General features: G+C 74.2%; 13 protein-coding genes and 2 pseudogenes. 3 read left to right on the top strand and 12 right to left on the bottom strand.

The features are described from left to right. Positions 1 to 580 (bottom strand): annotated as a pseudogene (locus tag Dsi01nite_RS31995) (hypothetical protein); the annotation flags it as partial. Next, positions 577 to 1701: a M20/M25/M40 family metallo-hydrolase gene (locus Dsi01nite_RS31990; RefSeq protein ID WP_239136323.1), complete on the bottom strand. Its 1125-nt coding sequence runs from the start codon at positions 1699 to 1701 to the stop codon at positions 577 to 579. The pseudogene Dsi01nite_RS31995 and the gene Dsi01nite_RS31990, both read right to left, overlap by 4 nt. A gap of 153 nt (positions 1702 to 1854) precedes the next feature. On the opposite strand from Dsi01nite_RS31990, the gene Dsi01nite_RS31985 reads away from it, so the two are divergent. Continuing rightward, positions 1855 to 4596, top strand: a complete 2742-nt coding sequence (locus tag Dsi01nite_RS31985) for an AfsR/SARP family transcriptional regulator (RefSeq protein WP_203850035.1) — start codon at positions 1855 to 1857, stop codon at positions 4594 to 4596. 51 nt (positions 4597 to 4647) lie between these two features. On the opposite strand, the gene Dsi01nite_RS31980 is transcribed toward Dsi01nite_RS31985, so the two are convergent. The 3 genes from Dsi01nite_RS31980 to Dsi01nite_RS31970 are packed head-to-tail and all read right to left on the bottom strand — an operon-like array spanning position 4648 to position 6577. Continuing rightward, complete coding sequence (locus Dsi01nite_RS31980; protein WP_203850034.1) at positions 4648 to 5343, bottom strand: ABC transporter permease; 696 nt, start codon at positions 5341 to 5343, stop codon at positions 4648 to 4650. Continuing rightward, the gene (locus Dsi01nite_RS31975) at positions 5340 to 6209 is read right to left on the bottom strand and encodes an ABC transporter ATP-binding protein (protein WP_203850033.1); all 870 of its coding nucleotides are present in this window, start codon (positions 6207 to 6209) and stop codon (positions 5340 to 5342) included. Before Dsi01nite_RS31975 ends, Dsi01nite_RS31980 begins: the two co-directional genes overlap by 4 nt. Further along, positions 6206 to 6577, bottom strand: a complete 372-nt coding sequence (locus Dsi01nite_RS31970; protein ID WP_203850032.1) for a GntR family transcriptional regulator — start codon at positions 6575 to 6577, stop codon at positions 6206 to 6208. Before Dsi01nite_RS31970 ends, Dsi01nite_RS31975 begins: the two co-directional genes overlap by 4 nt. Positions 6578 to 6666: 89 nt before the next feature. Here Dsi01nite_RS31970 and Dsi01nite_RS31965 point away from each other — a divergent pair, with 89 nt between their 5' ends. Then, on the top strand, positions 6667 to 7149 hold the full coding sequence (locus Dsi01nite_RS31965; RefSeq protein WP_203850043.1) for a hypothetical protein: 483 nt from the start codon (positions 6667 to 6669) through the stop codon (positions 7147 to 7149). Positions 7150 to 7156: 7 nt separating this feature from the next. Here Dsi01nite_RS31965 and Dsi01nite_RS31960 read toward each other — a convergent pair whose 3' ends face one another. After that, on the bottom strand, positions 7157 to 7342 hold the full coding sequence (locus tag Dsi01nite_RS31960) for a DUF4236 domain-containing protein (RefSeq protein WP_203850031.1): 186 nt from the start codon (positions 7340 to 7342) through the stop codon (positions 7157 to 7159). Positions 7343 to 7424: 82 nt separating this feature from the next. On the opposite strand from Dsi01nite_RS31960, the gene Dsi01nite_RS31955 reads away from it, so the two are divergent. Next, a complete protein-coding gene (locus tag Dsi01nite_RS31955; protein WP_203850030.1) occupies positions 7425 to 7796 on the top strand; it encodes a PH domain-containing protein in 372 nt (123 codons plus the stop codon). Positions 7797 to 7807: 11 nt separating this feature from the next. On the opposite strand, the gene Dsi01nite_RS31950 is transcribed toward Dsi01nite_RS31955, so the two are convergent. The 6 genes and pseudogenes from Dsi01nite_RS31950 to argB form a co-directional block, all read right to left on the bottom strand. After that, positions 7808 to 8713, bottom strand: a complete 906-nt coding sequence (locus Dsi01nite_RS31950) for an NADP-dependent oxidoreductase (protein ID WP_203850029.1) — start codon at positions 8711 to 8713, stop codon at positions 7808 to 7810. Next, positions 8713 to 10152, bottom strand: coding sequence for an argininosuccinate lyase (gene argH / locus Dsi01nite_RS31945; protein ID WP_239136322.1), 1440 nt, complete (start codon positions 10150 to 10152; stop codon positions 8713 to 8715). The genes Dsi01nite_RS31950 and argH overlap by 1 nt, the downstream gene beginning before the upstream one ends. A gap of 29 nt (positions 10153 to 10181) precedes the next feature. After that, positions 10182 to 10688, bottom strand: a complete 507-nt coding sequence (gene argR / locus Dsi01nite_RS31940; RefSeq protein ID WP_203850027.1) for an arginine repressor — start codon at positions 10686 to 10688, stop codon at positions 10182 to 10184. A 73-nt stretch (positions 10689 to 10761) separates the two neighbouring features. Further along, the gene (gene argF, locus Dsi01nite_RS31935) at positions 10762 to 11604 is read right to left on the bottom strand and encodes an ornithine carbamoyltransferase (protein ID WP_373318879.1); all 843 of its coding nucleotides are present in this window, start codon (positions 11602 to 11604) and stop codon (positions 10762 to 10764) included. Further along, positions 11597 to 12839, bottom strand: a pseudogene (locus Dsi01nite_RS31930) (acetylornithine transaminase); the annotation flags it as partial. The gene argF and the pseudogene Dsi01nite_RS31930, both read right to left, overlap by 8 nt. Continuing rightward, the gene (argB, locus tag Dsi01nite_RS31925) at positions 12836 to 13720 is read right to left on the bottom strand and encodes an acetylglutamate kinase (protein ID WP_203850024.1); all 885 of its coding nucleotides are present in this window, start codon (positions 13718 to 13720) and stop codon (positions 12836 to 12838) included. The gene argB and the pseudogene Dsi01nite_RS31930, both read right to left, overlap by 4 nt. Positions 13721 to 13783 lie beyond the last annotated feature (63 nt).

Below are 13783 nucleotides of genomic sequence, written 5' to 3'. Positions count from 1 at the left end.
CGGCGACGGCCTCCGGGGCGGCCAGCCGCCACACCAGCAGCAGCCGGTCACTGAGGTCGCCGCTGTTGATGCCGTCGGCCATCGCGCCGTAGAACTCCGGCAGGTAGCGCACCGCGTGCCCGCCGAGCTTGCCCAGGTTGAAGTACGCGTTGCGCAGGACGAGCGGGTCGTAGGTCCAGCGCACCTCCGGCACGTCCCGGGCCAGGGTCCAGGCCCGCTGGTGCTGTTTCAGCGCGAACCCGACGCCCCGGCCGAGACCGCCGGGCTCGACCCCGGCGACGAACGAGTGCAGGTGCGGGACACCGGCCTCGTCCCGGCCGAAGAAGCCGACGGCCGCCCCCACCAGCCGGCCGGCCCGGTGCGCCCCGACGACGTAGTTGCCCGAGTGGGCGTAGGTCCGCAGCAGCCCCGGCGCCGCGATCTCGGCCGGGTGGTCGGCCCGCCACACCCGTTGCAGCAGCAGCGACGTGTCCTCGAACGCGGCCGGGTCCCCGACGTCGGCGACCTCGACCACCTCGACCCCGGCCCGCTCCCCCGCCGCCCTGGCGGCCGCCCACGCGCCCGCCACCAGGGAGCTCACGGCTCGCGGCCGATCGCGTCCACCAGCCCGGCGACGAGGGCGGCCCGGTCCGGCAGGCCGGCCAGGTCGGCCCACTCCCCCTCGGCGTGCGCGTTGCCACCGACGACGCCGAGGCCGTCGAGGGTCGGCACGCCGATCCCGGCGGTGAGGTTGCCGTCGGAGCCGCCGCCGACCGCCTCGCCCACCAGCGGCGGCAGCCCGAGCCGCAGGCCGACCCGCTGGGCGAGGGCGAACATCGCCGCCGACGCCGACGCGGGCATCGCCGGGCGGGACGGGCCGAGCTCCACCAGCAGCTCCGCGCCCGGCAGCACCGGGCGCAGGCCGCGCAGCGCCGCGTCGACCCGGGCCAGCTCCGCCGGGTCGAACGCCCGCGCGTCGACGCTGAGCCGCGCGCTCGCCGGCACGGTGTTGCTGGTCGTGCCGGCGCTGGAGTCGGTCGGGGTCACGGTCGTGTCCGGCGGGGCGCCGAGCGCCGCGATCCGCAGCACCTGGTGCGCCAGCTCGACCCCGGCGTTGACCCCGAGGTGCGGGGCGACCCCGGCGTGCGACGCGCGGCCGGTGACGCGCAGCGAGTAGTGCGCGATGCCCTTGCGGGCGATCTTCAGCCGCCCCCCGGCGCTGCCCTCCAGGATCAGCGCACCGGCCGCGCCGGCGGCGGTGTCCTCGATGAGCGCCTGCGACGTCGGCGAGCCGATCTCCTCGTCGGAGTTGCACACCACGGCGACGCCGTCGAGATCCGACCGGGCCGCCAGGGCCGCGAGGGCGTGGAACAGCACGACCAGGCCGCCCTTCATGTCGACCACGCCGGGTCCGGTGCACCGGTCGCCGTCGATCGTGAACGGCCACCTGGCCAGGGTGCCCAGCGGCCACACCGTGTCGAAGTGCCCGACCAGCACGACCCGGACCGGCCCGCCGCCGAAGCGCCACCGCAGGTGCGGCCGGTCGGCGACGACGAGCCGCTCCGGCGTCGCCCCGGTGCACCGCTTGCCGAGCTCGGCGACGACGTCGGCGCACCTGGCCAGGGCGTCGAGGTCGGCCGACGGCGACTCGACGGCGACGAGCCCGGCAAGGTCCTCACGCATGACGGGCGCGGCGGCCCGGAGTCTCTCCAACGCGCTCATCGGTCCAACCTATCCGGATCATCCGCCGCGCACCCCCGGTGCGGGACCGCCCGTGCCCGCGCACGGTTGCGTCGTCAACAGTCGGACACCCGGCGGCGCACGGGCAGGACCGTCGATAGATTCGAACCAATCAACCGTTGGGGGGCGGTCGGCGTGCGGGTGAGACTTCTCGGTCCGGTCGACGTGCTGGTCGGCGGCGCCGCGCGCCCGGTGCGGGGACAGCGGCGCAAGGCGGTCCTCGCGGTCCTCGGCCTGCACCCCGGCGAGGTCGTCAGCACCGGCCGCCTCGTCGACCTGGTGTGGGGCGACGCCGCCCCGCCGAACGCGGTCAACGCGTTGCAGAGCCACGTGTCGTACCTGCGGCGCACCCTCGACGACAAGGCCGCCATCACCTCCCGCCCGCCGGGCTACCTGCTCGACGCGGGCGCCGACGGCACCGACGTCGCGGTCGCCGAACGGCTCATCGCCGCGGGCCTGCACGCCGCCGGTCCAGCCGCCCGGGCCCGGCACCTGCAGGCCGCGCTGGAGCTGTGGCGGGGCACGCCCCTGGCCGACGCCGGCGGGCTGCCGTGGCTCGACGAGCAGGCCGAACGCCTCGGCCAGCTGTGGCTGCGCGGGCGGCGTGCCCTGATCGAGGCCCGGCTCGCCCTCGGCCAGCACGCGCACCTGCTGCCCGACCTGGAGCAGCTGACCCGGGAGCACCCGTTCGACGAGCAGCTGCACGGGCAGCTGATCCTGGCCCTGTACCGGCTGGGCCGCCAGGCCGACGCCCTCGCCGCGTTCCGGCGGCTGCGCCGCACGCTGCACGACGACCTCGGCATCGAACCGGGCCCGGCACTGCGGGACCTCGAGTCCGCGATCCTGCGCCAGGACCCCGACCTGGACGTCCCCGCCGCTGCCGACGGGCCCGTCGACCCGGCCGGCGCGGCGCCGACCGGCGGCCCGGTGCCGGCGCAGCTGCCGCTGGCGGTGCCCACCTTCGCCGGGCGGGCCGACGAGCTCGCCGGCCTCGACAAGCTGCTCACCGACGAGCGTGAGGTCGCGGTCGCCGCCGTCACCGGCACCGCCGGCGTCGGCAAGTCCGCGCTCGTCGTGCACTGGGCGCACCGCGCCGCCGGGCACTTCCCCGACGGGCAGCTGTACGTCAACCTGCGCGGCTTCGACCCCGGCGGCCGTCCCGTCGAGGTGTCCGACGCCCTGCGCGGCTTCCTCGACGCGTTCGGCGTCGCCGCCGCCCGCGTCCCCGCCGACGCCGCCGCGCAGGCCGCGCTGCTGCGCAGCCTCCTGGCCGGCCGGCGGGTCCTCATCGTGCTCGACAACGCCCGCGACGCCGGGCAGGTCCGCCCGCTGCTGCCCGGGGCGCCCGGCTGCCTCACCGTCGTCACCAGCCGCGACGCGCTCGGCTCGCTCGTCGCGCTCGAGGGCGCGCTGCCCGTCACCGTCGGCCTGCTCAGCCCCGGCGAGGCCGGCGACCTGCTGGTCCGCCGCCTCGGCGCGGCCCGGGTCGCCGCCGAGCCGGACGCCGTCGCCGAGATCGTGACCCGCTGCGCGCGGCTGCCCCTCGCCCTCGCCGTCGTCGCCGGCCGCGCCGCGACCCGCCCCGAGCTGCCCCTGGCGGACCTCGCCGGCTCCCTGCGCGCCGCCGGCACCCTCGACGCGATCGCCGGCGACGACCCGGTCAGCGACCCGCGGGCGGTGTTCTCCTGGTCCTACCGGGCGCTTCGGCCGCCGGCCGCGGAACTGCTGCGCCGCCTCAGCCTCGCCCCCGGCCCGGACCTCGGCGCCGACGCGATCGCCAGCCTCGCCGGCGGGCCCGCGGGTGCGCCCCTCGCCGAGCTGCTGCGCGCCAACCTCGTCGCCGAGCCCACACCCGGCCGGTTCTGCCTGCACGACCTGCTGCACGCGTACGCCGCCGAACAGGCCTCCGTCCACGACGCCGCACCCGGCTACCGGGTCGCCGTCCACCGGCTCCTCGACCACTACCTGCACACCGCCGACGCCGCCGCCCGGCTGCTCGACCCGACCCGCACCGGCGAGCCGCTCACCGGCCCGCGCCCGGGCACCGTCGTCACCCGCCTCGCCGGCCGCGACGAGGCCCTCGCCTGGTTCGACGCCGAACGCCGCCCGCTGCTGTCCGCCGTGCACCTCGCCGCGGACGCCGGCCTCGACGCGCACACCTGGCGGCTCGCCGACGCGACGACCACGTACCTCGACCGCCGCGGCCGCTGGCACGACCTCGCCGCCACCCAGGAGGCCGCGCTGCGGGCCCGCCGCCGCGCCGGTGACCGGGCCGGCCTCGGCGACGCCGCGTGCGCGCTCGGCCGCACGTACGCCCGCATCGGCCGCTACGAGGACGCCGAACACCACCTCGGCGCCGCGATGTGGATCCACGAACAGTTCGGTGACGCGGCCGGCCTGGCCCGCGCCGGCCACCATCTCGGCTGGCTCGCCCACGACCTGCGCCGCTACCCCGAGGCGCTCACCCTCACCGGCCGCGCCCTGCGGCTCTTCGACCAGCTCGGCGACCGGCTCTGGCGGGCCCGCGCCCTCAACGCCACCGGCTGGATCCACGGCCGCCTCGGCGAGCACCGCGAGGCCCTGCAACGCTGCCGTGAGGCGCTCACCGAGACGATCGCGCTCGACGACCGGCACGGCGAGGCCGGCGCCTGGGACGCCGTCGGGCACGCCCACCACCATCTCGGCGACCCGCGCCAGGCGATCGCCTGTTACGGCCACGCGCTGCGGGCGTACCGCGAGCTCGGCGACTGCTCCGGCGAGGCCGGCGTCCTGGCCCACCTCGCCGACGCCCACGACGCCGCCGCCGACCCGGTCACCGCCGCCGACCACCGCCGCCGCGCCCGCTCGATCCTCGCCGGCCTCGACCCCGCCCCCTGACCGCAACGCTGTGGGTGGTCAGGGGGTGGTCAGCGGGTGGTCAGCGGGTGGTCAGGGGGTGGCGCGGCGCAACGCGGTCCAGGAGAGCAGGGCCAGCAGCACGGCCACGAGGGACGGCCAGCCGGCGAACAGCGACAGCGCGCTCTGGTCGGCCAGCCAATCCCCGACCGCGGGCCAGCGCCCGTACTTCGTGACCAGCCCCGCGGCGAGCCCGAGGACGAGCACGACCGCGCAGATCCCGCCGAAGACGCCGTTGGTGCGCCAGCGCACGTAGACGGTGCCGAGCGTGATTCCGATGAGGCTCATCAGGAGCATCGGCGCGCCGTAGATGAGCAGCTGGGTCGGCACCCCGTAGCCGTCGATGAGGCCCAGGCCGAAGAACCGCAGCCGCAGCCCCCAGCCGTCGGTGGCGTGCTCCACGGCCTGCAGGACGACCAGCAGCACGGCGTAGATCGCGGTCTGGGCGAGGGTGAACAGGCCGAGCGCGATGGCGAACTCGCGCCGGGTGACGCTCAGGCCGAGGGCGAACGGGAACTGCTGGGCGACCGCGACGGCGCCGAAGGCCAGGCCGGTGATGTAGACGCTGGCCAGGCCCCCGGTGACGGGCCGGTCGCCGATCTCGTCGCCCATGGAGCCGAAGACGAACAGGTTGACGGCGAAGGCGATGCCGAGGATCACGAGGGGCCAGAGCAGCCCGTCGCGGCGGCCCACCGCCTGCAGGCGGGCGACGGCGAGGACACGGTTCATGAGACGGCCTCCCGGGCGGTGATGCGGACGACGAGCTGCTGCAACGACACGGGCTCCAGCTGGACGCCGGCCTCGCGGGCGCGGCCGGCGGGGACGTCGCCCCGCACGGTGGCGCGGGTGAGCGGGCCGAGGTGCTCGCGGTGCAGCTCGTCGGTGTTGACGATGAGCTGGTCGACGGCCGACGCCGGACCGGTGAGGGTGACGACCTGGCCGCGCAGCGTGTCGGCGGCCTCGTCCAGGACGATCCGGCCGCGTTCGATGAGCAGCACGTGCTCGATGAGGTCGCTGACCTCGTCGATGAGGTGGGTGGAGAGCACGACGGTGCGCGGGAACTCGGCGTAGTCGGCGAGGAGCCGGTCGTAGAACAGCTGGCGCGACGTCGCGTCCAGGCCCAGGTACGGCTCGTCGAAGAAGGTCAGCGGCGCGCGGGAGGCCAGGCCGACGACGACACCCAGCGCGGACAGCATGCCCCGGGACAGTTTCTTCACGGGCCGGGCGAGCGGCAGGTCGAAGTCGGCGACCAGCGAACGGGCGAACGCCTCGTCCCAGTCGGGGAACAGCAGCCGGCCGGCGAGCAGGACGTTGCGGACCCGGAACGTGTCCGGGTAGCGCTGGCTCTCCTTGACGAAGGCGACCTGCTTGAGGACCTGGCTGTTCTCGACGGGGTCGGCGCCGAAGACGCGGATGGTGCCGCCGGTGGCGAACTGCTGGCCGGTGAGCAGCTGCATGAGGGTGGTCTTGCCGGCGCCGTTGCGGCCGAGGAGGCCGTAGATGCCGTTGCGGAGCAGCTCGAAGCTGACGCCGTCGACGGCGGCCACGGATCGGTAGCGCTTCGACACGTCCTGCACGGAAACGACCGGGGTCATCGTTGCTCCTTGTTGGCGCCGAGGTAGCGGTCGATCATCGTCTTGAGCTCGGCCGGGTGGATGCCGAGCTTGGCCGCCTCGGCCAGCAGCGGCTGCAGGTACTGCTCGCCGAACTGGTCCTTGCGGCGCTGCCGGAGCTTGGCCTGCGCGCCGGAGGAGACGAACATGCCGATGCCTCGCTTCTTGTAGAGCACGCCGTCGTCGACGAGCTGGTTGACGCCCTTGGCCGCGGTGGCGGGGTTGATCCGGTGGAAGGCCGCGAGCTCGTTCGTCGACGGGACCTGTGCCTCCTCGGGCAGCGTGCCGTCGACGATCGACGTCTCGATCTGCGCTGCGATCTGCAGGAAGATCGGCCGTCCGTCATCCATCGGCGTGGTTCGTCGGTTCGTTACTCATGTAATGAACCATGCAACCTCGCCGGGCGGATGTCAACGGGTAGCGTCGAGGCGTGCAGAAGATGGCGTGGCTGGCCGTGCGCGACCGGGATCCCGCGGCGGCGCTCGGGCTCACCGAGCTCGGCGAGGTCGACTGGCGCTCCGGCGTCGACCTGGCGTATTTCACCGACGACCGGGTGATCGTGACGCCGCAGCTGGACGGGTGGGTCCTGGTCCTCGGCATGGCGCTGCTGAAGGACCGGCCGGACGTGACGGGGCTGTCCGCGACCCTCGGCACGGAGGTGCAGTTCTTCTCGTCACATCGGGGGCTGCAGGTGTACCGGTGGCAGCGCGCCCGCGACGGTGACCTGCTGCGCTCGTTCGCCTCGGCCGAGGGCGAGATCGACGAGCTGGGCGAGGCGTCGGACCTGGAGCGGTCCTTCGGCGAGCTGGTCGACGACGGCGACGTTCACCGGGTCGCGGCGCAGTGGAGCGTCGACCCGGGCACGGTGAACGTCCCGGTGCGGGTCTTCAGCACCGGGACGGTCCGTCCGGACGTGCGGTAGCGGGCGTTCAGCTGCCGCCGCGCCGGCCGCGGCTGCGCCACGAGAACGGGCCGGGCAGGTCGTAGCGGTGCGCCCTGGTCTTCGAGTTCCACGACCACTTGCCGATCTTCAGCCCCCAGGAGGACAGGCCCTTCGGGGTGAAGTTCAGCACCAGTGGGCCGAAGCGCATCGCCTTGCGGAACAGGATCGGCACGGGTCCTCCTCGGGGGGTGTGCCATCCAGGATGAACCATGCGTGCCAGGGCCCGGGTTGAGGGGTCCGTCTACGTTGGACGTATGGCACAACAGGTGAAGTACGACCGTCGCGAGCAGTACGAGCAGATCGTGTCCGGCCTCCTGCCCGGCGAGACCATCATCGCCGTCTACGACGCGGTCGGCATCGGCACCGGGTTCATCGGCCTCACCGACCGCCGGGTGATCCTGCAGGACAAGTCGTTCGTCGGCAAGCGCCTGGCCCTCACGTCGATCCCCTACGCGAAGGTCACCGCGGTCTCCATCGTGAGCAACAAGTCGTGGGCCGGCAGCTTCTTCAGCAGCGGCAACATCGCCGTGCACGTCGGCGCCCACATCTTCGAGATCGAGGTCCGCGGGGTCGAGAAGACCCAGCACATCCACAACGTGATCCTGCACTACGCCACCGGGCACTGACGGCGGCCCGGTCAGGGGATCAGGACGACCTTGCCCGTGGTGCGGCCGAGCTCACCGTAGCGGTGCGCGTCCGCGACCAGGTCGAGCGGGAAGACCCGGTCGACGTGGACGGTGAGCCGGCCGTCGAGGACGAGGGCGCTCAGGTGCTCCAGGCCGGCCCGGTCGGGCTCGGCGAGCAGGAACACGCCGCCGGCGTCGGTGACCGCGTCGGCGTCGACGCCGTTGAGCGCGATGAGCGCCCCCTGCGGGGCCAGGGTCGCCGCGAGGGCCGGGATCTGCCCGGCGACGGTGGCGACGGCCACGTCGATGTCCTTCACCGGGGCGAGGTCACCGTCGCGGTGGTCGTGCACCTCGTCGGCGCCGAGGGACCGCACGAAGTCGTGTTTCGGGGCTGACGCCGTGCCGATGACATACGCGCCGCGGCACTTCGCGATCTGGACCGCGAGATGCCCGACACCACCGGCCGCCGCCGGGATCAGCACCCGCTGCCCTTCGAGGACCCCGGCGGTCTCGACGAGGACCTGCCAGGCGGTGAGGCCGGCGAGGGCGAGCCCGCCGGCCTGCTCGTGGCTCAGGTTGAGCGGTTTGAGGGCGAACTGCCGGGCGGGTCCGGTGACGTACTCGGCGTAGGCGGCCGCCTCACCGGGGAAGCGGGGCATGCCGAACACCTCGTCGCCGACGGCGAACCGGGTCACGCCGGTGCCGGTGGCGGCGACGACACCGGACAGCTCCCAGCCGACGGTGAACGGCGGGACGCCCAGGACACCGCCGCCGGCGCGGACCTTCCAGTCGACCGGGTTGACGCCCGCGGCGTGCATCTCGACCAGGATCTCCGTCGGGCCGGGCACCGGGATGTCGACCTCGACGACCCGCAGCACCGACGCGTCGCCGAGGACGTCCTGTGTCACACGTCGCATCATTCGGACGGTAGCACCGACTCCGCGGACCAGGACCGCCAACGGTCGAGCTTGTCGGCGGCGACGGCGAGCTGGTCGGACACCGGCCCGGGTCCGGTGGAGCCCGGGGTGGTCCGCGCGGCGAGGGCACCGGGGACGGAGAACACGGACCGGACGTCCGGGGTCAGGTGCGGGCTGACGGCGAGCAGGTCCTCGTCGGAGACCTCGTCGAGGCCGATGTCGCGGGCCGCGGCGATGACGACGAGCTTGCCGGTGATCTCGTGCGCGTCGCGGAACGCCACTCCCTGCCGGACCAGCCACTCGGCGACCTCGGTCGCGAGGGTGTAGCCGACCGGTGCCTGCTCGGCGAGCCGGTCGACCCGGACCGTCATCGTGGAGATCATGCCGGCGAGGGCCGGCAGGACCAGCTGGAGCGTGTCGACCGCGTCGAAGACGGGTTCCTTGTCCTCCTGCAGGTCCCGGTCATACGCCAGGGGCAGGCCCTTCAGCATCGCCAGGACACCGGCGACGTGGCCGATGAGCCGGCCGGACTTGCCGCGGGCGAGCTCGGCGATGTCGGGGTTCTTCTTCTGCGGCATGATCGACGACCCGGTCGCGAACGCGTCGTCGAGCTGCACCCAGCCGAACGCCGGGGTCGTCCACAGCACGACCTCCTCACCGAGGCGCGACAGGTGCACGCCGGTGAGGGCCGCGATGAACAGGAACTCCGCGACGAAGTCCCGGTCGGAGACGGCGTCGATGGAGTTCGCCGCGGCCGAGGTGAAGCCGAGCTCCTTCGCCACCTGCGCCGGGTCGAGCGGCAGCGACGACCCGGCCAGGGCGCCGGCGCCGAGCGGGCTCACCGCGGCCCGCACGTCCCAGTCCCGCAGCCGGTCCAGGTCCCGCAGCAGCGCCTGCACGTGGGCGAGCAGCTGGTGGCCGAACGCGATCGGCTGCGCCGGCTGCAGGTGCGTGAACCCCGGCGCGGGCGTGTCGACGTGCCGGGCGGACTGCTCGACGAGCGCGTCGGCGAGCTCCACGATCCGGGCGGCCACCCCGCGGGCGTGGTCGCGCAGGTACAGCCGCAGGTCGGTGGCGACCTGGTCGTTGCGGGACCGGCCGGCGCGCAGCTTCCCGCCGAGCGCGCCGAGCCGCTCCAGGAGCCCCCGCTCCAGCGCGGTGTGCACGTCCTCGTCGTCGACGGTCGGCCGGAAGTCCCCGGCGGCGCACGCCGACTCGAGGTCGTCGAGGGCGGCGAGCATCCGGCCGAGCTCTTCGGCGTCGAGCAGCCCGGCCCGGGCCAGGACCCGCGCGTGCGCCCGCGACCCGGCGATGTCATAGGGCGCGAGCCGCCAGTCGAACTGGACGCTCACCGACAACCGGGCGAGCGCCTCGGCCGGGCCGCCGGCGAAGCGGCCGCCCCAGAGGCGGGTCGGGGACTCAGAAGACGAAGTTGCCACGCGACGATCCTTCCATGTGCAAGATCGCGTTATTTCGACGGGCCGTCGAGATGCGCCCATTCGGTGAGTTTCGCCGCGAGGACCTCCCCGGCCGTCGGGCGTCCGTGCGGGTCGGGTGCCTCGCGGGCGACGACCATGATGGTGTCGTCGCCGGCGATGGTGCCCACGATGTCCGGCAGGCCGGTGCGGTCGATCGCGCTGGCCAGGAACTGCGCGGCGCCGGGCGGGGTGCGCAGCACGACGAGGTTGCCGGAGCAGTCGACGCCGGTCAGCAGCTCCCGCAGCAGCCGGATCAGCCGGGTCGGCGCCTCCTCGGCCGGGCGCAGCGCCCGCTCGCCGTCCTCCGGGATGAGGTACTCGCCGCGGACCTTCACGGCCCGCAGCTCCTCCAGGTCCCGCGACAGCGTCGCCTGCGTCACCTGGATCCCGTCGGCGGCGAGCAGCTCGGCGAGCTCGGTCTGCGACCGCACCGCCGACCCGCGGATCAGCCCCGCGATCCGGTCGTGCCGCGCCGCCTTCGAAACGGGTGTGCTCACGACGCCGCCCGCGCCGCGCCGCGGCTCACGATGCCTGCTCTGGTGTCCCCGCGATGAGCGCGCTCCACCCCGCTCACGCCAGCAACCAGGCGAGGAGCGCCTTCTGCGCGTGCAGCCGGTTCTCCGCCTCGTCCCAGATCGCGCTCTGCGGCCCGTCCATGACCTCCGAGGTGATCTCGTCGCCGCGGTGCGCGGGCAGGCAGTGCAGCACGATCGCCTCGGGCGCGCCCGCCATGAGCGCCGCGTTGACCTGATACGGCCGGAACGGCGTGATCCGGTCGAGCCCGTCGGACTCCTGCCCCATCGACGTCCAGGTGTCGGTGACGACCACGTCGGCGCCCTTGATCGCGTCCGCCGGGTCCGGGACCCATTCGACGGACCCCCGCGACCGGGCGGCGTCCAGGATCGAGGGGTCCGGTTCGAAGCCGGCCGGCCCGCTCAGGCGCACCGCCATGCCGGCCGTGACGCCCGCCAGGGCGTAGGAGTTGGCCATGTTGTTCGCGGTGTCGCCGAGATACGTGAGCACCCGGCCCTGCGTCGAACCGAGCCGCTCGCGGACCGTGAGGAGGTCGGCGAGCAGCTGGCACGGGTGGAAGCCGTCGGTGAGCGCGTTGACCACCGGCACCGTCGCGTGCCGCGCGAGCTCCGCGACCCGCGCGTCCGCATTGGACCGGATGACGATCGCCGAGACGTAGCGGGACAGGACCTTCGCGGCGTCGCCGATGTCCTCGCCGCGCCCGAAGTGGGTGCTGAGCGCGTCGATGATGAGCGGGGTGCCGCCGAGCTCGGCGATGCCGGCCTCGAACGACACCCTGGTGCGCAGCGACTGCTTCTCGAAGATGACGGCGACGGCCTTCGGCCCGGCGAGGGGCTTGTGCCCGTACCGGTCGGCTTTCATCGCCGCCGCCAGGTCCAGGACCTCGGCCTGCTCGGCCGGGGTCAGGTCGTCGTCCCGGAGGAGGTGCCGGGGCGGGTGGTGTGCCATCAGGCCTGCACCGCGTCCAGGGCCGGGCCGAGCGCGGCGACGAACGCGTCGGCCTGCCCGTCGGTGAGGATCAGCGGCGGGGCGATGCGCAGCACGTCCGGCTGGGCCGCCTGGGCGAGGAACCCGGCGTCGCGCAGCACGGCGGCGAGGGCTCCCGCCGCCGGGCCGTGCAGGACGATGCCGAGGAGCAGCCCGGCGCCGCGGACCTCCTTGGTGAGGGGATGGTCCAGGGCCTCGACGCCGCGGCGGATCCGTTCGCTGAGCTGCTTCACGTGGTCGAGGAGGTGCTCGGACTCGATGGTGTCGAGCACGGCGAGGGCGGCGGCGCAGCAGACCGGGTTGCCGCCGAACGTCGAGGCGTGCATGCCGGGGCCCAGGAGCGTGGCCGCGTCGTCGAAGGCGATCATCGCGCCGAGCGGCAGCCCGCCGCCGAGGCCCTTGGCCAGGGTGACGACGTCGGGGCGGACCCCTTCGGCCTGGTGGGCGAACCAGTACCCGGTCCGGCCGATCCCGGTCTGCACCTCGTCGAGGGCGAGCAGCGCGCCGTGCCGGGCGGTGATCTCCCGGGCGGCGGTGAGGTAGCCGGCGGGCGGGACGACGACGCCCGACTCGCCCTGGATCGGTTCGAGCAGCACCATCGCCGTGGCGTCGTCGACGGTGGCCTCGAGCGCGGCGACGTCACCGTAGGGGACGTGCACGACCTCGCCGGGCAGCGGCCGGAACGGGTCCTGCTTCGCGGGCTGCCCGGTGAGCGCGAGGGCGCCCATGGTGCGGCCGTGGAACCCGGCCTGCGCGGCGACGATCTTCGTCCGGCCGGTGCGCCGGGACAGCTTGAACGCGGCCTCGTTCGCCTCCGCGCCGGAGTTGCCGAAGAACACGGCCCCGGGCCGCCCGCCGAGGTCCAGGAGCCGCTCGGCGAGCGCGACCACCGGCGGCGAGGCGAACAGGTTCGACACGTGCCCGAGCGTGGAGATCTGCCCGGTCACGGCCGCGACGACGGCCGGGTGGGCGTGGCCGAGGAGGTTGACCGCGATCCCGCCGAGGAGGTCCACATAGGAGCGTCCGGCCTCGTCGACGACCACGGACCCGCTGCCGCTGACGAGTCCCAGCGACGGCGGACCGTACGTGTTCATCACCGACGCCTCGAAGCGCGCAACCAGCGTCATCCTGCCACCACCATGGTCCCGAACCCCTCCGATGTGAAGACTTCCAGCAGCAGCGAGTGCGGCACCCGGCCGTCGACGACGTGCGCGGCCGGCACCCCGCCCTTGACGGCGCGCAGGCACGCCTCCATCTTCGGCACCATGCCCGACTCCAGTGTCGGCAGCAGGTCCGCGAGCTGGTCCGCGGTCAGTTGTGAGATCAGCGACGCCGGGTCCGGGTAGCGGGCGTAGAGCCCCTCCACGTCGGTGAGGACCACGAGCTTGCGCGCCTTGAGCGCGATCGCCAGTGCCCCGGCGGCGGTGTCGGCGTTGAGGTTGTGCAGCACGCCGTCGGCGTCCGGCGCGACCGTCGACACGACCGGGATGCGGCCGGCCGCGATGAGGTCCGTGACGGCGCCGATGTTGACGTGCTCGACGTCGCCGACCTGGCCGATGTCGACCGGCGAACCGTCGATGATCGCGGGCCGCCGCACCGCGGTGAACAGCCCGGCGTCCTCACCGGACATGCCGACCGCGTGCGGGCCGTGCTCGTTGATGAGCCCGACGAGCTCCCGGCCGACCTGCCCGACGAGCACCATCCGGACCACGTCCGCGGTCTCGGCGGTGGTGACCCGCAGGCCGCCCTTGAACTCGCTGGCGATGCCGAGCCGCTTGAGCATCGCCGAGATCTGCGGGCCGCCGCCGTGCACGACGACCGGCTTGATGCCGACGTGCCGCAGGAACACCATGTCGGCGGCGAACGCCCGCTTCAGCTCGTTGTCGAGCATGGCGTTGCCGCCGTACTTGATCACGATCGTGGAGCCGGAGAACCGTTCCAGCCACGGCAGTGCCTCGATGAGCGTGTTCGCCTTGCCCAGCGCGATCCCGAGGTTGCGCCCGTTCACGACGCCTCCGCTTCGCTGCGGCGCCGCGAACCACCCTGCGCCTGCCGGTGAACGGCCACTCCG

Source organism: Dactylosporangium siamense (assembly GCF_016862795.1).
Classification (GTDB): domain Bacteria; phylum Actinomycetota; class Actinomycetes; order Mycobacteriales; family Micromonosporaceae; genus Dactylosporangium; species Dactylosporangium siamense.
This window is presented reverse-complemented; position numbering and strand designations above follow the sequence as displayed.